Origin of the sequence: Mobiluncus mulieris ATCC 35243 (assembly GCF_000160615.1) — a bacterium.
GTDB lineage: Bacteria > Actinomycetota > Actinomycetes > Actinomycetales > Actinomycetaceae > Mobiluncus > Mobiluncus mulieris.
In genome coordinates this window covers 131,417-153,232 of the sequence record NZ_GG668520.1, presented here as the reverse complement: position 1 = coordinate 153,232, position 21,816 = coordinate 131,417, and the positions used below count along the sequence as shown (strand labels likewise).

18 protein-coding genes, 2 tRNA genes and 1 other RNA gene are annotated in these 21,816 nt (G+C 55.8%); 18 read left to right on the top strand and 3 right to left on the bottom strand.

The features are described from left to right. Nucleotides 1–18: 18 nt before the first annotated feature. Both HMPREF0577_RS08685 and HMPREF0577_RS08680 read right to left on the bottom strand, forming a co-directional pair. Nucleotides 19–210 carry a hypothetical protein gene (locus tag HMPREF0577_RS08685; RefSeq protein ID WP_004013448.1) on the bottom strand — a complete coding sequence of 64 codons (192 nt, stop codon included), beginning with the start codon at nucleotides 208–210 and terminating at the stop codon, nucleotides 19–21. Nucleotides 211–389: 179 nt separating this feature from the next. After that, a complete protein-coding gene (locus HMPREF0577_RS08680) occupies nucleotides 390–1,853 on the bottom strand; it encodes an NAD(P)/FAD-dependent oxidoreductase (RefSeq protein ID WP_004013447.1) in 1,464 nt (487 codons plus the stop codon). A 239-nt stretch (nucleotides 1,854–2,092) separates the two neighbouring features. On the opposite strand from HMPREF0577_RS08680, the gene HMPREF0577_RS08675 reads away from it, so the two are divergent. The 7 genes from HMPREF0577_RS08675 (at nucleotide 2,093) to HMPREF0577_RS08645 (ending at nucleotide 9,106) form a co-directional block, all read left to right on the top strand. Then, nucleotides 2,093–2,938, top strand: coding sequence for a hypothetical protein (locus tag HMPREF0577_RS08675; protein ID WP_036342777.1), 846 nt, complete (start codon nucleotides 2,093–2,095; stop codon nucleotides 2,936–2,938). 180 nt (nucleotides 2,939–3,118) lie between these two features. Continuing rightward, nucleotides 3,119–3,214, top strand: an RNA gene (gene ffs / locus HMPREF0577_RS10575) — signal recognition particle sRNA small type. Nucleotides 3,215–3,381: 167 nt separating this feature from the next. Next, complete coding sequence (locus tag HMPREF0577_RS08665) at nucleotides 3,382–5,559, top strand: DNA polymerase III subunit gamma and tau (RefSeq protein ID WP_004013445.1); 2,178 nt, start codon at nucleotides 3,382–3,384, stop codon at nucleotides 5,557–5,559. Further along, nucleotides 5,556–6,161, top strand: a complete 606-nt coding sequence (gene recR, locus HMPREF0577_RS08660) for a recombination mediator RecR (protein ID WP_004013444.1) — start codon at nucleotides 5,556–5,558, stop codon at nucleotides 6,159–6,161. Before HMPREF0577_RS08665 ends, recR begins: the two co-directional genes overlap by 4 nt. A 163-nt stretch (nucleotides 6,162–6,324) precedes the next feature. Beyond that, on the top strand, nucleotides 6,325–7,644 hold the full coding sequence (locus HMPREF0577_RS08655) for an aspartate kinase (protein ID WP_004013963.1): 1,320 nt from the start codon (nucleotides 6,325–6,327) through the stop codon (nucleotides 7,642–7,644). Next, nucleotides 7,641–8,702, top strand: a complete 1,062-nt coding sequence (locus tag HMPREF0577_RS08650) for an aspartate-semialdehyde dehydrogenase (RefSeq protein ID WP_004013442.1) — start codon at nucleotides 7,641–7,643, stop codon at nucleotides 8,700–8,702. The genes HMPREF0577_RS08655 and HMPREF0577_RS08650 overlap by 4 nt, the downstream gene beginning before the upstream one ends. A gap of 41 nt (nucleotides 8,703–8,743) precedes the next feature. Further along, nucleotides 8,744–9,106: a thioredoxin domain-containing protein gene (locus tag HMPREF0577_RS08645; protein ID WP_004013441.1), complete on the top strand. Its 363-nt coding sequence runs from the start codon at nucleotides 8,744–8,746 to the stop codon at nucleotides 9,104–9,106. Between the two features lie 12 nt (nucleotides 9,107–9,118). Here the strand turns inward: HMPREF0577_RS08645 and HMPREF0577_RS08640 are convergent, their stop codons facing one another. Further along, entirely contained in the window at nucleotides 9,119–10,513 is a 1,395-nt protein-coding gene (locus HMPREF0577_RS08640) for a variant leucine-rich repeat-containing protein (protein WP_004013440.1), read from the bottom strand. A 120-nt stretch (nucleotides 10,514–10,633) separates the two neighbouring features. Between HMPREF0577_RS08640 and HMPREF0577_RS08635 the strand changes: the two genes are divergently transcribed. The 11 genes from HMPREF0577_RS08635 to pknB all read left to right on the top strand — a co-directional run bounded on the left by HMPREF0577_RS08635 (nucleotide 10,634) and on the right by pknB (nucleotide 21,815). Further along, nucleotides 10,634–10,723 (top strand) — tRNA-Ser (locus tag HMPREF0577_RS08635). A 226-nt stretch (nucleotides 10,724–10,949) separates the two neighbouring features. Continuing rightward, a tRNA-Arg gene (locus tag HMPREF0577_RS08630) sits at nucleotides 10,950–11,022 on the top strand. 125 nt (nucleotides 11,023–11,147) lie between these two features. Continuing rightward, the gene (locus tag HMPREF0577_RS08625) at nucleotides 11,148–12,200 is read left to right on the top strand and encodes a methionine ABC transporter ATP-binding protein (RefSeq protein WP_004013961.1); all 1,053 of its coding nucleotides are present in this window, start codon (nucleotides 11,148–11,150) and stop codon (nucleotides 12,198–12,200) included. Beyond that, nucleotides 12,193–12,927, top strand: coding sequence for a methionine ABC transporter permease (locus HMPREF0577_RS08620; RefSeq protein ID WP_004013960.1), 735 nt, complete (start codon nucleotides 12,193–12,195; stop codon nucleotides 12,925–12,927). The genes HMPREF0577_RS08625 and HMPREF0577_RS08620 overlap by 8 nt, the downstream gene beginning before the upstream one ends. A gap of 114 nt (nucleotides 12,928–13,041) precedes the next feature. Then, nucleotides 13,042–13,860, top strand: a complete 819-nt coding sequence (locus HMPREF0577_RS08615) for an FhaA domain-containing protein (protein ID WP_004013436.1) — start codon at nucleotides 13,042–13,044, stop codon at nucleotides 13,858–13,860. After that, a complete protein-coding gene (locus tag HMPREF0577_RS08610) occupies nucleotides 13,860–14,318 on the top strand; it encodes an FHA domain-containing protein FhaB/FipA (protein ID WP_004013435.1) in 459 nt (152 codons plus the stop codon). Before HMPREF0577_RS08615 ends, HMPREF0577_RS08610 begins: the two co-directional genes overlap by 1 nt. Beyond that, on the top strand, nucleotides 14,318–15,607 hold the full coding sequence (locus tag HMPREF0577_RS08605; protein WP_004013434.1) for a PP2C family protein-serine/threonine phosphatase: 1,290 nt from the start codon (nucleotides 14,318–14,320) through the stop codon (nucleotides 15,605–15,607). Before HMPREF0577_RS08610 ends, HMPREF0577_RS08605 begins: the two co-directional genes overlap by 1 nt. Beyond that, nucleotides 15,607–17,064: an FtsW/RodA/SpoVE family cell cycle protein gene (locus HMPREF0577_RS08600; RefSeq protein ID WP_004013433.1), complete on the top strand. Its 1,458-nt coding sequence runs from the start codon at nucleotides 15,607–15,609 to the stop codon at nucleotides 17,062–17,064. The genes HMPREF0577_RS08605 and HMPREF0577_RS08600 overlap by 1 nt, the downstream gene beginning before the upstream one ends. After that, the gene (locus tag HMPREF0577_RS08595) at nucleotides 17,061–18,512 is read left to right on the top strand and encodes a peptidoglycan D,D-transpeptidase FtsI family protein (RefSeq protein ID WP_004013432.1); all 1,452 of its coding nucleotides are present in this window, start codon (nucleotides 17,061–17,063) and stop codon (nucleotides 18,510–18,512) included. The genes HMPREF0577_RS08600 and HMPREF0577_RS08595 overlap by 4 nt, the downstream gene beginning before the upstream one ends. Further along, nucleotides 18,512–19,972 (top strand): serine/threonine-protein kinase, encoded by a 1,461-nt coding sequence (locus HMPREF0577_RS08590; protein WP_004013431.1) that lies wholly within the window; start codon nucleotides 18,512–18,514, stop codon nucleotides 19,970–19,972. Before HMPREF0577_RS08595 ends, HMPREF0577_RS08590 begins: the two co-directional genes overlap by 1 nt. Then, on the top strand, nucleotides 19,956–21,815 hold the full coding sequence (pknB, locus tag HMPREF0577_RS08585) for a Stk1 family PASTA domain-containing Ser/Thr kinase (RefSeq protein ID WP_004013430.1): 1,860 nt from the start codon (nucleotides 19,956–19,958) through the stop codon (nucleotides 21,813–21,815). Before HMPREF0577_RS08590 ends, pknB begins: the two co-directional genes overlap by 17 nt. Nucleotide 21,816: the final 1 nt, after the last annotated feature.

The window sequence follows — 21,816 nt, the reverse complement described above, 5'->3', positions numbered from 1 at the left end:
AAGGAACGGCGGCACACGCTATTTGTGACCACCGAATTTCGCGATGGTGACCAAGCGCAAAATCCGCCAGTTAAAACCCGCAAAAGCGAATAGCTGCAGGAGTGGATTTTGCCGACGTCGCAGAGTCGCCGGGGAAGGATTCGGCGCATTGGCGATGCGTTCATTGGTTTCGGGACTCATCTGTTCTATAGTCCAAGTCTCTTCATTCATAAAGCTTTCCTTTCGTCAAGCGTTGAGTTCATTGTCAGTCATCAAATTGTCAATTTATAGTCAACCACGTCAATTACTTAGAGGAAGCGTAACCGGCATGATAAATCAGCTAAGATTCGTCAACTAGGTCAAGTGTTTCCATTGTTTTGAACGTAAATCACGTCAAATCCTTATCTTTGTTATTCCGGAATAATCCACCAGAAAGGCTTCCACTTAGCTTTGTAGATAAACCCGAAGTGCAACAGCAATTTTGTCCAGTGTCCAAACAGTCCGATTTTCCCAAAACTCAAGCGGGGATGTCGCCCTGCATTATCTGGATACTTTTCCTGGTTAGGTACAATCGGGAACATCACCATGGCAGCTGCTGATCCGTTCTTCAGCCCGGTACCAGTGGAAGCCACACAGGCCGCCCCCAGCACCGCCATCGAGGCTTCGTGCAGGGGAGCGTTAGAGCCTTTCTTGATTAAGTCCACAATAGACATAGCTACTTCCTTGCCGATGCTGCCTGAAGGCATCCCGGTTCGCGGGGGAGCCGGAGAGATATTCGTTCCATTGGGGGTCTGATGCGGCTTGGAAATCCCGTGCGGAGGAGCAAAGGCAATCCCGATGGCAAAAATATTGCGATACAGCGGGGACTGGTAGGTTGAAGGCCAATCCTTATGTGACCATTCCTCGTAGGGTTTTGAGGCGTAATTCCCATCCACCTTCATGAACCCCGCTGCGTTGAACATCTCCGGGATAGGGGCACCGTCCGGTTTCCTAGCCTCTAGCGGAACCCCGGTAAATGGCGGCAGCAGCATGGCAAAGTCGAAATTTAACTCATGCATATTCCCGTCGTAATCCTCCCAGGTCAGCGAGTTCTTTCGCACCTCGCGCACCCCGGCTCCGGTAATAGCCTTTACCTGACGTTCCCGGAAAAGCGACTCGGTCCACAGCTGCGAATCGGTGCTATAACCATTTTCCCGAAATCGCATTCCATGCATCCCGAAGTCACCCAGTTTTTCTTCGTTCGTCAGGTAAACCAACTCCACCTGGTCGCGTACTCCGGCCTGGCGCAAATCGAATTCCGTGTTGAAACAATACTCGAAAGCCGCGCCCTGACAGGTACAAGACCCATTGCCGGTACCAATTACGATTCGCTTGTGCCCCCCAGCCTTCAACTCGGCCACGAGTTCTTGGAAGGCCGCGCCGGCCTGTTGGGCGTGGTCGGGGGTACACACGGAATACGTATTTCCGGCATCTGGTCCCAACCCAGGGGTGGCGGCGAAATTCAACTTCGGGCCGGTGGCATTAATCAAGTAATCATAGTGGACAAAGGCGCGTCGCCCCTGGTTTTTCCCCGCAGTGAACTCGATTTCTACCTGGGGTTTGGTGTCATTATCTCGGCCTTCTGGGTAGATAATCTTGGCGGCGGCCTGGTGAAAAATTACCCCTTTACGCCGATAAATCGGAGCCAGGGGGAACACCACTTTTTCTTTATCCATTTTCCCGGTTCCAACCCAAATATTAGAGGGAACCCAGTTCCAGTTGGCGCGTGGTGAAATCACGACAATCTCGTGTTCTCGTCGGGACAGCTTGCGGCGCAAATGCATGGCAGCCGTATGACCCGAGATGCCGGCACCCAGTACAACAATCCTTGCCATTAATGTTTTCCTTACTTATCGTCTTCGACTGTTGGGTTGGCAGCCACCGGGTTCGTTCCGGAAACTCCCCGTTAGTTTAGCGCGTCATGACGCGGAAAAGTCTGGTTTTTCGGGGGTAACCTTAGGTAGCTCAGCGGCTCCGGTGACTATTGTAGCTTAAAATGGCTGTGAATTTCTCTGTCCTGAAACCCGAACTGGTTTAGAATTACCTCAGTCCCGTAATATTCTAAGGAGAATCCATGTCACAACCTCCCGCTTCCTCTTCCTCCCACGTATTTACCACCGGTGCTACCTGGAGGGCGATTGGTTTTGAAATGACCTCCGAGGCTCGCGCCGACGAGGTCTTGGCGCAGGCCTCCGATAAATGTACCCCGGTAGCTGGCGACATTAAGAATGGAGTTTTTATTTCAAAAGACCGCAGTGGAGCGGTTTTAGTGTTTGACGTGGTTGACGAAAAGATTCAAGATATTCACGAGGATTTCGCGGCGACCACCACCGTCGCGGCACGGTGGGTAGAGATGCCCGACCGCTTCGCGTTAGCTGATTTTCGCGATGCTAACGGCCAGACAGTGGGGCAAGCCTGCGTGGCTTTGCGTGCCGGGCTGGAAAACCAGCCGGGCCGCGGGGGTCAGGGCGAGCTGGCCGTAGCCGCCTTGGCGCAGCGCGTCGAACTCTACGAGGGGGCACGTAGCTATGCGAATTCCGAAACTGCCCGAATCTTTGCCTCGGCTCACGTGGCACCTCATGAACCCGCCACCCCCGTGGCACCTCATGAAAACGTCCCTACCCCGCCAACCCCCGCCGACCCTGCCGCCACCCTCCCGACCTTTATCTCCATGGGAGCCGTGTCAGTACTGTCACAAAAAGGCGCCCACGCCGGGGCAGTCTTGGCGGGGGAAATCACGGCTGCCGAACTGCATTCCAACACTTTGACTGGCCAAAACTTCTGGGTAATCGAAGCCAATGTGGGCTTTCCCCTTACAATTTGTGTCGGCGAATCCGATATGCCCTCGCGTCCGCGTCCCAATCAGGTCATAGCCGGTGAATTCGTGATTGTAGCGGCCGATACGGCTCTCTCGGCGTAAAACGCTGTGTTTCGGCGCGAGCAACCCAATCCAGATTTTAAATAAGCAAATCCGCCTCCTAGATTTACTTATTTAAGAAATTTTTTGCCTATCTCTCTAGATTCCTTCTGGATTCCCTCCAACTTTTCTCCGATTTTCCCTCCAGATTTCCCCCCGCGTCGCCCTTCCAGTAAAATAGACCTTGATTCCCCGTGCGGCGATATCGTCTGAACCTCCCCAGGGCCGGAAGGCAGCAAGGATAAGGGCGCTCTTTCGGGTGTACGGGGAATCCTCTATCTTCGCTCCCGTCGGCTGCTTGTTGCGTGGGGGACTCGAGGCTGGCGGTGCCTCCCGCTGCATGAGGTGCCAGCTAATATCCCGAGTTTCCCTTGCAATCCCAGCCTTTCCTAGGGGATGCGGCAAAGCGTAATTTTTGGCCTAGCCCCTCGCGCTAAAGTAGAGACATGATGACTGCCCTGTATCGACGCTATCGCCCCGACACTTTCGCCGAGGTCATCGGCCAAGACCACGTTACCAAGGCGCTAGAAGCCTCGCTGGCCAATGGCCGCATCAACCACGCTTATCTATTTTCCGGGCCGCGTGGTTGTGGGAAAACCACTTCGGCGCGCATCATGGCGCGCTGTTTGAACTGTGTCGAGGGACCCACCCCGACTCCGTGTGGGAAATGCGATTCCTGCCGGGATTTAGCCACCGGGGGGTCAGGTTCTCTCGACGTGGTAGAGATTGACGCGGCTTCTAACGGGGGCGTGGATGATGCCCGAGAATTGCGTGAACGCGCGACATTTGCGCCGGTTCGTGACCGTTTCAAAATTTTCATCCTTGACGAAGCACACATGGTCACCGCTGCGGGTTTCAATGCCTTACTGAAACTGGTAGAGGAACCCCCGGAGCACATTAAATTCATCTTTGCCACCACGGATCCGGACAAGGTCATCGGCACGATTCGTTCCCGCACTCACCACTATCCTTTCCGCCTCGTTGCCCCCGAGATTCTGCGCGATTATCTGGCGGATTTGTGTCACCGCGAGGGGGTGAAGGTAGAGGATGGCGTGCTGGGTCTTGCGGTGCGAGCCGGTGGGGGTTCAGTGCGTGATTCCCTGTCGATTCTCGACCAGTTGATGGCGGGGGAAGCCGAGCCAATCTTGCACTATGACCGAGCGGTGGCTCTGTTGGGGTACACGGATTCGGGGCTATTGCAAGGATTGGTGGATGCCCTGGTTGACGGTTGTGGGGCGGATGCTTACGGGGTGGTTGACCGCATGATTCAAACCGGACACGATCCGCGTCGCTTTGTGGAAGATCTCTTGCAATACCTGCGCAATTTAGTGATTTTGCGTTTGGCGGGGGTGGGTGGCGAAGCGGTTTTGGGTGATATTCCGGCCGTCCAGCTCTCGGCCATGCGGGCTCAGGTAGCGGCGCGTCCCCCGCGCACTTGGACCCGGGCAGCCGAACAAGTCAATGCGGGTTTGAGTGAAATGGGTGGGGCTTCTTCGCCGCGTTTGTCCCTGGAGTTGCTGGTGGCGCAGTTACTGCTGGAGTTCGGCGTGGAGGCTGGGGAGCCGGCCGCCTCGCTCGGCGTGTCTGGGGGTGCCGTGTCCGCACCGGCACCGGCTGTTCCGGTATCGTCTGTCTCTACACCGGCTGTTTCGGCCGCAGCCTCGTCTGCCGGGTTTCCTGCGGTTCCCGCCCCGGCTGCCCCTACGGCTGTTTCGCAACAGTCCGCTGCACCGGTTTCGTCCGCTGCACCGGTTTCGTCCGCTGCGCCAATTCCGGTGCCTGCCGCTGTTTCTCCCAGGGTTCATGAGGTGCCAGCTCCGTCCCCGCAAGAATCACAACCAGAGCCGGTCTGGGAATTTAAACCCACGCCTTGGGGAATTTCGGGCGAAGCGGTTTCGGGTAAAACCACTTTGAAACCCGCAAAAGCTGCCCTGGAATCCGCCATGCCAGCCTCATCCGACAACTACGAGGCAATCCGATCCCGGTGGGGCGAGATTATGGATGTTTTAAAAGCCCATCACTCCGCTACCGAAAGCTTGCTGTCCACTCACGGCCAGCTGCAAGGAATGCGGGGCAATACCGTCGAAATAGCCTTCCAAAACCAAGGGATGTTGCGAGCCTTTGGGGAACGCCACGTTAGTGCTTTGGCTGGGGTTATTACCCAGGTAACCGGCCAAAACGTAGTGGTAACCGGGGTGGTGGCTGGTTTTGGGGCTCCCAGTTCGCCGTCAACCGCACCCCAATCTGTATCTCGGTTGCCCGCCCCACCGGATTCCGAGTCGCTTCCCCCGGAACCGGACTATCCCCCGGAACCGGATTGTGAACCTGAACTGCCGCTCGTTGCGGAGCCCAGCCCGGAGCCCGAGCCAGCACCTCATGAGCCCGAACCCAAATCGGCACCAAAACTTGCCTCAATCCAGGAAGCGGAGCGGGCACCTCATGCACCCGAACCAGCCCCGAAACCGGTGGCAGCCCCGAAACCGGAACCCAAAACCTCACCGGTGAAATCCGGAACTAAACCTTTGCAACTCACTGCCCCCGCCGCTGAGATGCTCCCGGGAATCGAGACGGCTCAGGCCGTCTTGGGCGGAAAAATTCTCGACGGGAGTAACAAATCCCGATGAGCCAGATTTTCACCGATGCCCTGCAAAACCTGATTGATGCGCTGGGGAAAATGCCCGGAGTGGGACCAAAATCAGCCCAACGCATCGCGTTTTGGGTACTGCAAACCGACCCGGAAAACATCAAAAACCTGGCGGCGACGCTCCAAACCGCGAAAGACACGATTCGGTTTTGTGAAACCTGTGGGAATATCACCGAAAACCCGGTCTGCCAGATTTGTGTCGACCCTCGACGCGACCGCTCGCTCATCTGTGTGGTAGAGGAAGCCAAGGATATTGCGTCCCTGGAAAAAACCCGCTCCTACCGGGGGCTTTACCATGTGCTGGGCGGGGCAATCGACCCTATAAACGGTATTGGACCCGACCAGTTGCGCATCAAATCCCTGATGGAGCGCCTGCAAGATGCCAAGGTCAAAGAGGTCATCATCGCCACCAACCCAAATGTGGAAGGGGAAGCCACCGCTACGTATCTGTCTCGGTTGCTGGCGACGCTCCAGATTCCGGCCTCACGCTTGGCCAGCGGGCTTCCGGTGGGCAGCGACTTGGAATACGCCGATGAAGTGACTCTGAGCCGTGCTCTGGAAGGAAGACACAGCTTGGAATAATCACGAAATTACTGTTTTTTGTTGAAAACACGATAGATTAACCCTGTTGCTCGCAAATATGGCTTCGGCCCCGCGCATTCTTGATGGAAATTATCGGGATTTTCGGAATCGGTGGTGGGAGATATTAGCGGGAAGCCCAGAAACACCTTCAAAGGAGGTTTTGATGGCTCTGGTAGTGCAGAAATACGGTGGATCTTCCGTTGCCGACGCGGAAGCGATTAAACGTGTGGCCAAACGCATCGTGGAAACCAAGCGACACGGCCACAACGTGGTTGTCGTGGTCTCCGCTATGGGGGACACCACCGATGACCTGCTCGACTTGGCGGCTCAGGTCACGGCTCACGCCCCAGAGCGCGAAATGGATATGCTGCTGTCGGCGGGCGAGAGAATCTCGATGTCATTGCTGGCCATGGCGGTAAATGAACTGGGGGAAACCGCTCTGTCTTTCACCGGACAACAAGCGGGGGTGCACACTGACGACCACTTCGGCAAAGCCGCGATTGTTTCGATGATGCCCGAGCGCATCGCTCGTTCTATCAATGAGGGTAATGTCGCGATTGTGGCGGGCTTCCAAGGTGTGAACAAGCGCGACGATATCACCACGCTCGGCCGCGGGGGCTCGGATACCACTGCCGTGGCACTGGCCGCCAGTTTGCGAGCTGATGTGTGTGAAATTTATACCGACGTGGACGGTTTGTTTACTGCCGATCCGCGTATCGTCCCCACCGCGCGGCGCATTCGCACCATCGACTTTGAATCCACCCTTGAAATGGCGGCTCATGGAGCCAAAATCTTGCACTTGCGCGCCGTGGAATTTGCGCGCCGCTACCGGGTGCCCCTGCATGTGCGCTCGTCTTTTTCCGAAAAAGATGGCACCTGGATTTCTAACACTACCGCTAATCCGGCACTCCAAGGCATTGTCCCTGAAAGTGCCCTAACCCACTACTGTCAGGAGGAAACCGTGGAAGGCCCAGTTATTTCCGGTATTGCCCACGACCGTTCACAAGACAAGCTCACTTTGGTGGGGGTGCCCGATAAACCGGGTTCCGCCGCGCATATCTTCGAGATTATCGCTGAAGCCGGGGCAAACATCGACATGATTGTGCAAAACGTGTCCACCGTGCAAAAGGGTGCTACCGACTTGACCATCACCATGCCACACGTGGACGCGAAGGCTACCCTAGTAGCTTTGGAAGCTGCTCAAAACGAAATCGGCTACGCCAAGATAGCGCACACCGGCAACGTGGGGAAGCTTTCGCTGATTGGCGCGGGGATGCGCACCAACCCGGGGGTTTCCGCGAAACTCTTTGGGGCGCTCTCGGCTGCCGGCATTAACATTGACATGATTTCCACCTCTGAAATCCGGCTTTCCGTCCTGGTGTCCCTCGACCAGCTCGACGATGCAGTACGGGCGGTACACACGGCTTTCGGTTTGGATTCCAGTGAAGTAGAAGCAGTAGTTTACGGAGGTACCGGACGATGAAACAGGACTTAACTTTAGCAGTGGTGGGCGCTACCGGCCAGGTTGGCCGGGTAATGCGCCGAATTCTCGCACAGCGAAACTTCCCGGCCACCCACTACCGGTTCTTTGCTTCGCCGCGCTCGGCTGGCACCGTGGTTTCTTTTCAGAACCAGGAAATCACGGTGGAAGATGTCGCCACCGCCGACCTCGCGGGGGTGGATATCGCGATTTTTTCAGCCGGGGCTGCGGCCTCTCGCGAATTCGCCCCAAAGTTTGCGGAACACGGGGCAGTGGTGGTGGACAATTCCTCGGCGTGGCGCAAAGACCCGGACTGTCCCCTCGTGGTGGCCGAAGTAAACCCCGGCGACCTCGCCAAACGCCCCAAAGGAATCATCGCCAACCCGAACTGTACCACGATGGCTGCGATGCCACCCTTGAAAGTCTTGCACGACTTGGCGGGGTTACGCCGCCTCACCGTGTCGTCCTACCAGGCGGTTTCCGGCTCTGGGCTTAAGGGAGTGCGAGAACTCGAAACTATGCTCGCAGCGGTGAAAGTGCCTCAGGATACTGACGCGCTGGTACACGATGGACACGCGGTGTCTTGGCCGAAACCGCAGGTATACGCCGCCCCGATTGCTTTCAACGTGGTGCCTTTGGCTGGCAGTTATGTCGACGATGGGTCGCTGGAAACCGACGAGGAACAAAAGCTGCGTAATGAATCACGCCGGATTTTGGGCATCCCGGACTTGTTGGTTTCTGGTACTTGCGTGCGGGTTCCCGTGTTGACTTCGCACACTCTCACGATTCACGCCGAATTTGCGCGCCCCCTCACCGTGGAGCAGGCAAAACAAGCGCTTTCGGGTGCCTCGGGAGTCAAGCTGCAAGACGTACCCACTCCGTTGGATGCGGCTGGAATCGACCCCAGCTTGGTGGGGCGAATCCGCCAAGACCAGGCCGTCCCGGATAACCGGGGGCTGATTATGGTGGTTTGTGGTGACAATCTGCGTAAAGGAGCCGCCTTGAACGCAGTTCAACTGGCGGAAATCGTTGCTGCGCAGCTTTATAAGGAAGACGATTAGTAATTCTATGATAACATTCAAAGTGGAGGGAGGATTCTGAAATGGCTGTTCAGGTCGTTACACAAGAGAACATGGCATCCGCTATGAGCGACAATGACATCGTAGTCTTGGAATTTTGGGCTTCTTGGTGTGCGCCGTGCCGGTTGTTTACTCCCGTGTACGAGCAAGCTTCCATCCGTAATCCCGATGTGTACTTCGGTACTGTCAACACCGAGGAACAAAAATCCCTGGTCAGCGCGGCGGGGATTGTTTCCATTCCGACCTTGATGATTTTCCGTCAATCTATATTGGTTTTCCGCGAGGCTGGCCTGCTGCAGGGCACCCAATTGGACGAGCTGCTCCACCAGGTACGCAATCTCGATATGGCTCAGGTTTCCGCTAATCGCGGGGTGGCCGCCTCTTAGTTTCGGGGGGTCTTAGCCGGGAAATTCCGGCAGTTTCGAACCGGTACCAAAGCGGCGCACCGCGTTCTTTCCGATTACAAATCCGTCTCCGTCTTTAGTATCCCAACACATCACCGAGTTGCCGGCTGGTGAATTTTTACAGGCAAATCGCCCGTTTTTGGCGGTTTCATTGGCCTGCAGTGTGGTTTCGGTCGGCATGTTTTGCGGGGGCACACAATCGGCTTGCAAAGTGTTCGACCCCGATAATACCAGTGTGTATCCCGTGTCGTTTTGTCGAGTTTCACAGTTGGTAGCTGCCTTAATGGTGTTCGCGTAGCACTGCACTTGTCCCGCCGCAAATACGCAGCGTACGTTTCCATCGGTGGTGGTGAAGCTGCCGGAGGTCTTGGCGTTATCTGCCGGTGCCAGAGGATTGGTGGGGGTTTGAGTGGGGGTTTGAGTGGGGGTGGCGCTGGGCGAAGCGCTGGCGGAGGTACTGGGCGATGCCGAGTTGGAAGCGGAGGATTTCGCGCTTGCCTCCGGGTCGGGAACGATTTTTTTGATGCTCTGGCCGGGAACTGCACCGGGAACTTCAATAGTTTTCACGGGACCGGTGTAGCCGGGGGGTAATTCGGTGACGGTAGCTGTTCCGCTAGCCGGAGCTTTCGTACCAGGGTGGCCGGTGGTGATGGGGGTGGGGCTGTCTACCGAAATATCGGCCGAGCTGCCGCGCTTCGAGCCGCCCATGTTGGTGATTATCACCCCGATGGTTATGGCCACGGCTATCAGTCCCAGCAAAGTCCGCATCACGAGGAAACTGGTGCGGCGTCGTCTGGCGACTTCGGCACTCGACAGTGACCGGGCGGTGCCCTTAGAATCCAAGTCGGCTGTATCGGGTTTCGGAGCGGCGACGCGGGCGGACATAGCGCTGTCCGGGGGCGGCACTGGGGAAGTCACGGCGGCTGGGTGGGGACTAGACACCGCCGAGGGCTCCTCTTGGTAGTCTGCCTCGTATTCAGCGTTTTCGTTAAGTTCGTATTCCTCGTCGTAATCAACTTCATAGTCGAGGGGAACGTCGTCGGGTTCTACCTCGATAATTTGGTCGGTGATATCAATGTCGTCCACCGGGGTATCTTCCACTGGCGCCGACTGGGTGATTGGCGGATTGCTGTCAGGGTCTTTAGAATCTTCCTGGTCTGTTTGGTGGGGTTTTGCCTCTTGACCCTCTCGGTCGGCACGTTCGGATAAAGCTGCGTTAATTTCAGGATCGTTGAGTTCCCGCAGCCAGTTAAGTAAATCAGGGTAGGTCGAGGGATTGAGGGCTAAAGACGGACGTAAAGTCGGGTAATCTTGAGCGATGGTCTGTAAAGTGGTCAAAGGTGTGTTGGGATCTCGGGCTTTTTCCCGCATTTTTACTAAATTGTTCATGAGTTGCCCATCTAAAATCGACCGTATCCTTCTTTTTCCATCATATCTAATTTTCTCATGTCTTCCCCTAGTTCCCACAGGTTGGAAAAAACCTAGATTTTAGGTACAGTTAAAACCCTTGGAGACGTGGCTGAGCGGCCGAAAGCGGCACCCTGCTAAGGTGTTAGGGGCATCCGTCCCTCGCAGGTTCAAATCCTGTCGTCTCCGCCAGACCCCCGTCTTATTGGTGATAAGGCGGGGTTTTTGCTGTAATAGTGCGAGTTTCGCAAATCCGCTGTTTCGGTCTGCTTTGGAATTTTAGGGTTTGCGGTTCCTCGCGAGTTCCGGTAACCGGGTAACCGACATATAGCAAGTTTTCTCGCGGGGCGGTAAGTAATTGCGCGAGGCTTAGCGAATTTGGAAATCTAAGCCAGAAGTCTTAAACTAAAACACTGTTGCGCCCGTAGCTCAATGGATAGAGCATCTGACTACGGATCAGAAGGTTGGGGGTTCGAGTCCCTTCGGGCGCGCCCTTTCCCCGGAACCCGCTGCGATCCAGCGGACCGGGGAAATTTCAATTTACGTCCAACATCCGGGCTAGCACCTCATGAACCCCTGAAAATGAACCCAAGTTTAACGGGGTAGAATGAAGCAGATGAAAACGACTGAAACGATGATTGCGCTAAAGGATGTCACGAAGATTTACCACGTGAAGTCGGCAGCCGGGGGGATAGTGCGTGCTCTGGACGGAATCAACCTCGAGGTATCCAAAGGTTCTATCCACGGTATTGTCGGCCAGTCCGGGGCTGGCAAATCCACGCTAATCCGCTGTTTGACCGCTTTGGAACAGCCCACCGAGGGTTCGATTACCGTCGACGGTCAAGAAATGACCGCTCTCAGCGAATCCCAACTGCGTGAAGCCCGACGTAATATCGGCATGGTGTTTCAGGCCGCGAATCTATTGGATTCACGCACTGCGGCTGGGAATGTGGCCTATCCTCTGTATTTGTCAGGGGTGCCGCGCGGGAAGCGTCACGAACAAGTGATGCGTCTGCTGGAACTGGTAGGTTTGAAAGACCGCGCCAGTTCGTACCCGTCGCAACTGTCGGGGGGACAAAAACAACGCGTGGGTATCGCTCGGGGTTTGGCGACGAACCCACCGGTGCTGTTGTGCGACGAACCCACCTCGGCTCTAGACCAGGAAAGCACCAGCCAGGTGCTGCAGTTGATTCGCCAGCTGCGCGACGATCTGGGGGTTACCGTGATAATCATCACCCACGAAATGTCGGTGGTTCGCGAAATTTGTGACTCAGTGACTCTGTTGGAACACGGAAAAATTATTCAGTCCGGCACGGTGGAAGAAATTTTGACCCAACCCAACAGCCGTTTGGCTTTGGAGCTGGTGCCCCTGCCGCGTCTGGACGAAACTCCGAAACTTAACGGGAAAACCGCAGCGGTGATAGATATTGCATTTAACTCCACCCCTGGTAAGCCCACCGGATCAGCGGTGATGGGTCTGGTGGCGGCCGAGGGGGCAGATGTGGCGGCCGGAACCTTTGAAACTGTCGGTGCCACCCAGGTGGGGCGTCTCGCTCTAGCGGTGCCCCGGGAAAATGTTTCCCACCTGTTGACGACAATGCGTTCCAAAGGTATTGATGCCACCGAACGCGAAATCGAAACCAAAAAGGTCGGTGATTTACTTGATTAATCCCATATTTACTCAGTTCGCGTCTGATATTTTCACCATAGTTGCTACGGGTTATGGCGATCCCACCTGGGGGGATAACCCAGCTATTACCAAGGAAATGCTGCCCGCTACCTTGGAAACCTTAGCTATCTCGGCTATTTCTGGGGTTTTTGCTGTGCTGTTAGGGATTCCCCTGGGACTATTTTGTGTTGCTACCAGTAAGGATGGACTGATTCCCAACGTGGTGGTGAATAAGATTACGGGGTTCATCATAGATTTGGGTCGCTCTATTCCCTTCTTGATTTTGGCCGTGTTTTTGACCCCACTTACACGCCTCGTGGTGGGCACCACTGTCGGGTGGCAGGCATCCTCTATACCCTTGATTATCGGGGCGACTCCGTTCTTTGCCCGCTTGGTGGAATCTAACATCATGGGGGTGGATAAAGGAAAAATCGAGGCCGCGCAGATGATGGGGGCATCTCGCACCCAAATCATGTGGGGAGTACAGGTGCGCGAAGCCTTGCCGGCACTCATGCAATCCACCACTGTGTTGGTTATTACCATCATTGGTTATACGGCGATTACCGGTTCGCTTGGCGGCGGCGGACTGGGGGCAATGGCAATTAACTACGGTCGTTTCCGCTGGCAGAGTGACACCATGATTGTTTCTATAGTCGTTATCGGGGTTATCGTGATGGCGGTTCAGTATCTGGGAGATTTCCTGACCCATCGAGTGGATCATCGCTAGATTTTTACAAAAAAGTCCTAGGAATAGGGTTAATCCATCTAAAGTCGGTAAAATACCCAGCATAATAACATTGACCCGTTTCCAAGATTAATTAAGCGAGGAGGGGAGGGGACTGTGGAGATTTTCGACCGGATGATTGAAAAGTTTCACAAGGCTGGGCCAGATAAACCCATTGATATTACTCAAGCTATCCGACAGGTCATGGATCGCCAGGCGATTCCAATGTCTCGGGAACGTACGGTGGCTCCGAACCAGTTTCAGGTCTTCCTCACGCCCCAAACCGATGCGGCTTTCACGGAATGGGGCAAGGAGGCTTTGCTCAGCGAGTTTACTCGCGATGCTCAAAGCTATGCCCGGGAACAAAACTATTCTCTGGTGGGATCGGTGCAGATAGAGCTGTTGGTCGCCCCGGAAGGAACGCGGAAAACCGAGGTGAAAGCCCATTCGATACAGAATGTGGCGCCGCTAGAAACCCCCGCCCAAAGTGTACCAGACGGTCAAAACATTCCGGAACACTCTGTACTGGATGGTCAAAACTGGACACCTAATTTTCCCCCGGTATCTTCCGCTGACCCCGGGGTATCCCCCAATTCGGAGTCTTCCAGCGAAGCAGCCCTGTTGCAAGAAAATGCCGACAAGCCCCTGTTAGAAGTCGTGGGTGGACAGACTTATTTGTTGGTCGGAGACCTCACTGTAGTGGGACGTGGCGAGGTTGCTGATATTTCGCTTCAAGACACGAGTGTTTCTCACCGGCATTTCGAAGTGGCTCGTCAGGGTCAGTTCTATATCCTGCGTGACTTGGGGTCTACCAACGGCACCTATGTCGAAGGCCATAAGGTACACGAAGCCACCCTGATGCACGGCAATACGATTACCATCGGACAAAGCAAACTGGTTTTCATTTACCCAGCAGGCGCGAAAGGTCAGGGCTAGTGAACGAACTGAGCTTTACGCTGCTGCGCATCGGCTACCTGGTTTTACTGTGGTTGCTGGTGGGGGGTGCTTTGGTGGTATTACGCCGAGACATCTATGGCACTATGGTTACCCGCAGAACTCGCGCGGCTAAAAGCAAAAAACGACCCAAAAAAAATGCTAAATCTAAAGCGGTCTCTACCCTGTTGGTCACGGAGGGTCCCTTGACGGGTTCTTCCTTGCAGCTCTCTAATCGCCCGATTATTGTCGGTCGTGCCCCCACTTCTACCCTGGTGTTAGATGATGACTATGCCTCGGCGCAACATGCCCGGATATATCTGCAAGACAACCAGTGGTACGTAGAGGACTTGGGATCTACCAATGGTACGGTCGTGGGAGGAGTACGTATCACCGCCCCCACCCCGCTAAATGCCAAGACTCCAGTTCGCTTCGGACAAACCATAGTGGAGCTACGCTGATGTCCATCCAGTTACGTTACGCGGCTCGTTCCCATGTTGGCTTGGTGCGCAAAAACAACCAGGATTCCGGTTATGCGGGGCCACATTTGCTGGTTTTGGCTGATGGGATGGGCGGACCGGCCGGTGGCGATATCGCCTCCTCGGTGGCGGTGGCGCATTTGGCTCCTCTTGACCAGGATTCCCACGCGGCCGATGACCTGCTGAATTTGCTGCGCGCCGCGATTCAAGAAGCTCACCAGGAGCTAGTGGAACTGTCTGAATCTTATGAAGAACTCGCGGGGCTGGGGACGACTTGCGTGGCGATTTTGCGTTCTGGAAACAAGATGGGCATGGTTCACATTGGGGATTCGCGTGCCTATCTGTTGCGAGATGCTGATTTAACTCAGGTGACCACGGATCACTCTTTTGTACAGTATCTGGTGGAAACCGGTGAAATCACCCCCGAAGAGGCGGCTCACCACCCCAAACGTTCCGTTTTGCTGCGGGTATTGGGGGACTCTAAAGGGGAAGTGACCCTGGATGAATCCATGCGTGCGGCAGTGATGGGCGACCGTTGGATGCTGTGTTCCGACGGGTTGAGCGGAGTGGTTTCTGCCGAGACTATCGGGGATGTCCTGCGTTCTGAGCCCAATCCCGAAGCCTGCTGCGAACAACTGGTGGCACTAGCTTTGAAATCCGGCGCCCCGGATAATGTCACTGTGGTGGTGGCTGATGTAGTGGATTCTGATGACGAACTCACTCCCACCGCCGCCCAGGTGGTGGGAGCGGCTTCTACCACCCCGGCGGGAGCTAGCATCGGGCAGTCTACTCCCGCCGAACGCGCTGCGATGCTGCGCCGGGGTAAGCCCTTGGAGGAAACCGAACGCGCTCCCGTGCGTGACCCGCGAAAGTTGAGCCTCAAAGCCAAGATTTTCACTATCCTCACGGTGTTGGTGTTGCTCGCGGCTCTGGGATTTGGTACCTATCAGGCCTATCAGTGGAGCCAAACTCAGTATTTCTTGGGTGTTAAGGACGGGGAAGTTACTTTGTTCCAGGGAATCAACCAGTCAATCGGAACCTGGGATTTGTACCATCCGGTCAAAAAACAGGGCTTACGTTACGCCAATCTAGCTCCGGTAATCCAGGATAGACTCGACGCTACCATCGCGTTGCAATCCCCCAAAGAAGCCAACAAAATCCTTGATTCCTGGCGGAAAACCGGTTTGACTAAACGGTCAAAAAACGCCGCTAAACCAACGGTTTCTCCCCCGGAAACTGCGACTAAACCCCAACCGGCGGAGGACGAGTAATGGCTACTGTGGTTCAATATCCGGCGCGCTCGGGGCGTAACTCAGAACTGACCTTAACGCTGTTGGCCATCGCCCTGGGGGTGGGAGGCTACCTGTCAGTAATGGCATTCCACCCGGAGGCTCCGGCGCTGTGGTACTGGCACTGTGCCGGTATCGCCTTTTCTGGCTTGGTTTTGCACCTGGCGTTGCGCATCCTGGCGCCCTTCGCCGACCCGGTGATCATGCCCATTGCCCTGGCCTTAAACGGGATTGGTTTAGCTATGATTTCTCGGCTGGATTTGGAGTATATGCGGATGAACACCCCGGCCAGTTTGGCTCAAATTTCGGGGGATAAACAGCTAATCATGACCCTGGTGGCGGCCGGTGGTGCCCTGACCATCCTGGTGTGTTTCCGTGACCACCGTTTTTTCCGCAAATTCGCTTGGGCGGGCTTAATATTAGGGATTTTGCTGATGATGGCCACCTTGATTCCTGGCCTGGGAGTGAAATCCTACGGGGCTTATATTTCGATACGGATTTTGGGTCAATCCATCCAACCCAACGAGTTCGCGAAATTGTGTTTGGCGATTTTCTTTGCGGGATACCTCGAATACCGTCGTGATTCCCTGGCGATTGCAGGCAAGAAAATCCTGTTTTTGCAATTGCCAAGGTGGCGGGACTTCCTTCCGCTGCTAGTGGCCTGGCTAGCCTCTTTGGCTTTGCTGGTGGCACAAAAAGATTTGGGCGTAGCCTTGTTGATGTTCACGATTTTCGTGGCGGTGCTCTATGTCGCCACCGACCGCCCCTCGTGGATTATTTTCGGCGCTCTGCTGATGGTACCCCTAGCCGTATTGGCCTATACCATGTTTTCACATGTCAAAGAGCGAGTATCGAACTGGCTGGACGCTTTTAACCCGGCGGTTATCGACCGACCGGGGGGATCCTATCAGTTGGTAAACGGACTGTTCGGAATTGCCTCAGGGGGCTTGAGCGGTAATGGATGGGGACGCGGTCAGGCTTGGCGCACCGCCTTGGCAAATTCCGATTTCATCGTCTCGGCGCTAACCGAGGAATTGGGTTTGACGGGAATGCTGGCAATATTCTTGTTATATTTGATTTTGGTGCAGCGTGGTTTGCGCACTGCGATGGGGGTGCGTGATGGTTTTGGGAAGTTGCTGGCTACCGCGATTTCTTTCGGAATTGGCGCGCAACTGTTCATTGTGGTGGGGGGTATCACGCGCCTGATTCCTTCCACCGGTCTGACTACACCTTTTGTAGCAGCCGGGGGAGCCTCACTATTCGCTAACTGGATTGGAATCGCTATCTTGTTGCGTATCTCAGATTCGGCGCGCCGTCCCCGCCCGGCTCCAGTCACTCTGGATGCTAAATCCCAACCCGGGCAAAATAATGGAACGAGCGGTACAAATAGTGCGGTAGAGGCGATTCTTGGCGCTCCCACCGAGGTGGTGAACCGATGAATTCCCAAATTCGTAGACTCTATCTTGCTTTGACCCTGATGGTTTTGGCGCTAATGTTGGCTTTGACCTATCACGCCTTCATTGATGCGCCCAGGCTCTATGCTAATGACTACAACCGGCGGGTAACGGATGCCTATTGGGGTCAAGAACGTGGCAAAATCGTGGCGGGGCAACTCATCCTGGCTCAATCTGTACCGACTGGTACAGGAGTGAATGCTAGCTATCAACGCTCCTATCCCCAAGGTGAACACTATGCGCATATCACGGGTTATTTCCCGGCGGCGGTACATGGCCAGGTCACCGAGCTAGAAAAAGAAGCGGGCAGCGTGCTTTCCGGGAAATCCGATGCTCAATGGCTGCAACGCCTACAGGACTTGTTCATCGGCTCACAACCTCGGGGTGGGAATGTTTCCTTGACGATTGACCCCAAAATTCAAGAAGCTTGTGTCCAGGCTTTGCATGGTCAAACCGGGGCGGCAGTTGCTTTAAATCCCGCTACGGGTGAAATCCTGGGGATGTATTCCGCACCTTCCTTTAACCCCAATACTTTGAGCGGTGCCGATGGGAAACAGGTACTGGATAACTACCAGGCATTACGTTCCAATCCGGGCAAGCCCCTCATGAATCGAGCCATATCGCAACTGTACCCGCCCGGATCAACCTTCAAAATTGTTACCGCTGCTGCGCTGCTCTCTAGCGGGCAAATCCAGCCCGATACCGAGGTTGATGCGCCCACCACCTTGCCGCTGCCAAACACGAATGTTACCTTGTCCAACTACGGGGGCTACCCGTGTGGAAACGGAAAGGTACCATTCAGGTTTGCTTTCGCGCAATCGTGCAATACGCCCTTCGCGCAGCTGGGGATGAACCTGGGGGGCAAGGCCTTGCAAGACCAGGCTAAACGTTTTGGCTTCGCTACCTCCGTCCAAATTCCTATGCCCGGTGTGGCCTCGCAATTCCCCCTGCCCGAAGCCCCCTCCTTCCTGGCCAATGCGGCGATAGGCCAGCAATCTGTGCGGGTCACTCCGCTGCAGATGGCGATGGTGGCTGCGGCGGTGGCCAATCGTGGGATGGTGATGAAACCCTATTTGATCAACCAAGATTTATCCTCGGATTTCCAAGTGGTGCAACAACACGCTCCCCAAGAACTGGGTCGCGCGGTTTCACCTCAGGTCGCCGCCGATTTGAATACTCTAATGCAAGAGGTCGTGAAAACAGGTTCCGGCAAGGCCGCCGCAATTCCAGGGATAACCGTGGCCGGGAAAACTGGTACGGCTCAAACTGGCATCGCTTCGGGGCAAGACCTGTGGTTCGTGGGTTTTGCCCCCGCCGAAGCACCGCGAATTGCGGTGGCCGTGGTAATTGAAGATCCCCAGGGCATCCGGGGCACCGGTGGGCATACCGTCGCCCCCCTAGCCCAGCGCATCCTCCAGGCGGGGGTGAGCTGATGATTGGAGCTAACACAGTTTTGAACGACCGGTACAGACTGGTATCGGTGCTGGCCAAAGGCGGTATGGGTGTAATCTGGCGCGGCTGGGATAAACGCAGCCAAAATGTGGTGGCCGTAAAAGTCTTGAAAGATGAACTGAGCGGTCAAGAAACCTTCCTGGCGCGGCTGCGTGCCGAAGCCATTAATGCGTCGCGACTGCACCACCCGAACCTGGCAGCTGTGTTTGACTGGGGGGAAACCGAAGGTCAGGGCTGGATCGTGATGGAACTGGTCGAGGGTCGACCTCTGTCGGATATTCTGGCAGGGGGACACACCTTGAGCTGGGATCAACTCGCGCCGATACTGATGCAAGTGGCGGGTGGCTTGCAAGCCGCCCATGCCGGTAGTGTGATTCACCGTGACGTGAAACCCTCGAATATTTTGATATCAGACAAGGGTGTAGCGAAACTAACTGATTTTGGGATTTCCTTGGCACCCCGAGCTGAGGCTTTGACAGCGGTGGGGATGGTTATGGGAACCGCCCAGTATCTGCCTCCCGAACAGGCCATGGGGCACACTGCTACGGCAGCCGGCGATATTTACGCCTTGGGAGTGATAGCCTATGAAGCCCTGGCTGGAAAACGTCCATTTACCGGTTCCACCCAGGTTGATATCGCCTTGGCGCACGTCAAAAACCCGGTGCCGCCCCTGCCGAATACGGTTGCTCCGGAAGTGGCGCAGCTGGTCTATGCGATGCTGGAAAAAGACCCCGCGCTGCGACCCGCTTCGGCCGCCGAAATTCAGCAGCGAATTCGCCTGTTGTGGCACGGCGAAGTTCCCCCGGCTTTCACTCCCCGGATGAGTTTTGCGCGTCCCACCCGACCGTTAGAACCTACCCAGGGTATCCCCACTGTTTCCGAACCGGATCATGACTCGAGGGGAGCGGACGCCTTGGGGATGGCACCTCATGAAGGGGAGGCGACCCACCCGGCTGACGTTTCCACAACGACCGGCACCCCAACAAGCACCCCGCCAGCCGCATCTCCGGGAGACTCTGCCCCGCCAGTCCCGTTATCCGTGTCGCCCAGACCTGCCGCAGCTGTGCCCGCCTCCACAGCGACTTCCCCCGCGAGACCCGGATTCGGAGCTACCACCCCACCCAGCCCGAGACGCGCCGCCATTCCCGTGTCCCGCACTGCCCTAGAAAACCAAAATCGCAAGGCGGCACACCGTTTAGAGCCTTCCGCGCGGCGCCGGGCAGACAGTCGCTTGGACAAACACTCCGGCAGCGAGAGGAGCAAAATTATTGCTGCTATTGTGATTACGGCAGTAGTTTTAATGACTTTGATTATTGGATTGATAACTTCAACGCAAGGACACAGCGCTTCGGCTAGGGTAAATTACAGCCAGACGCTGGGTGAATCCAGGATTGTGACGCAAACGGCTACGGAGGAGGACTGCCTTGACCCAGTCGGATAGGATTATTGGGGGACGCTACGAGATTCGCCAGCTCATCGGGCGCGGCGGAATGGCGCAGGTGCACGTGGGCAACGACACCCGATTGAACCGGGTTGTTGCCATCAAGATTTTGCGCCAAGATTTGGCTCGTGACCCTGTGTTCCAGGCGCGTTTCCGGCGCGAAGCCCAGGCGGCGGCCAATCTTAACCATCCCGCGATTGTGGCGGTGTATGACACGGGCGAAGAAACCTTTACCGCCTCGGATGGAGCGACCGTTCAAGTTCCTTATATCGTGATGGAATATGTCGAGGGACACACGGTACGCGAACTGTTGACCGATGGAAACCCCGTGCCTATAGACGAGGCCATCGAGATTGTTTCCGGGGTTTTGGATGCCCTGGAATATGCACATCACCAAAACCTGGTACACCGCGATATTAAACCCGGCAATGTGATGATTACTACTACCGGGAAGGTTAAGGTGATGGATTTTGGGATTGCCCGGGCTCTGTCTGATTCTCAAACCACCATGACCCAAACCGACGCGGTGGTGGGTACCGCCCAGTATTTGTCGCCCGAACAGGCTCGCGGAGAACAGGTAGATGCCCGTTCGGATTTGTATTCCACCGGGTGTTTGCTGTTTGAACTGTTGACTGGTAAACCGCCGTTTAAAGGTGATTCGGCCGTGGCTGTGGCCTTTCAACATGTCTCGCAGCTGCCGCCTTTGCCTTCCTCGATTGCCCCCGATATTCCGCCTGTTCTAGATCGGGTGGTGATGAAGGCTTTAGCTAAGAACCGCGAGGAGCGTTACGCGGATGCCGCCGCGATGCGTGCCGATTTGAATGCTGCCCTGCACGGCATGGAAGTAACCGCGCCGGATACCCAAACCTGGGCATTGCCGCCCACCGCCCCCGGGGGTGGTACCACTGTGTTGCCGCCGGTTTCCAATCCTGCCGCTGCTGCGCCGCTGGATGGCTCGGCTACGCCGGGGCAAGTGCCTAATTCCAATCTTTACCGGACTCAGAGCCTGACGCGTCCCGGTACCCCGACGAAGAAAAGCCGGTTGCCGCTGGTCTTTACGCTGTTGGCAGTGTTGATTATCGCTGTCTTGGGATTCGGGTATTACTGGATTTTCGTCGGGGGTGAGGGCGGTGCTTCTGACTTGGTGGCGGTTCCGCAGCTGAAAGGCATGAATCAAGAAGAGGTACGCACCGCCTTGACCGAGGCAGGGCTGAAAATGACCATGTCTCCCGGAGAGAATTCTGAGACAATCGCGCCGGGCTTGTTTGTGAAATCCATCCCGGCTCCGGGAACTATGGTAAAAAAGGACTCCAAGGTGAAAGTGGCTTTCTCTACCGGGCCGGGCGACACGGTGGTGCCATCCCTAGAGGGCTTGACCCAGCAACAGGCTCGCAGTGCCCTGAAGGCCGCCGGACTGGCTTTAGGCAATATTTCCACGGTTAACTCTGGCACCATCGATAAAGACAAGGTAGTGTCGACTAATCCTGAACAGGGATCTCCGGCCAGAAAAGGTGATTCGGTAGATTTGCAGCTGGCTTCTGGTAATGTGCTGATTCCCTCCGAACTGCAGGGCGGAACCCTAGATGCCCTCCAGAAATTCGTAGGAGCCAACCGGGTTAGCCTGATTACTTCCGAGAAAGAAACCGACACGGCCGCGCCCGGTACCGTGTTGAGTCTGGACAAGGCCGGCCAAATTGTCGCCTTGGGCTCGCAGTTGCGTGCCACTGTGGCGGTGGCACCGCCCGCTCCGCCGACAACTCCCGCCGAGTCCCCTTCTCAAACCCCCGAAGGGAGTGAAACCCCTAGCGTCCCGTCGAATTCCGCATCCCCGGCTACATCCTAAA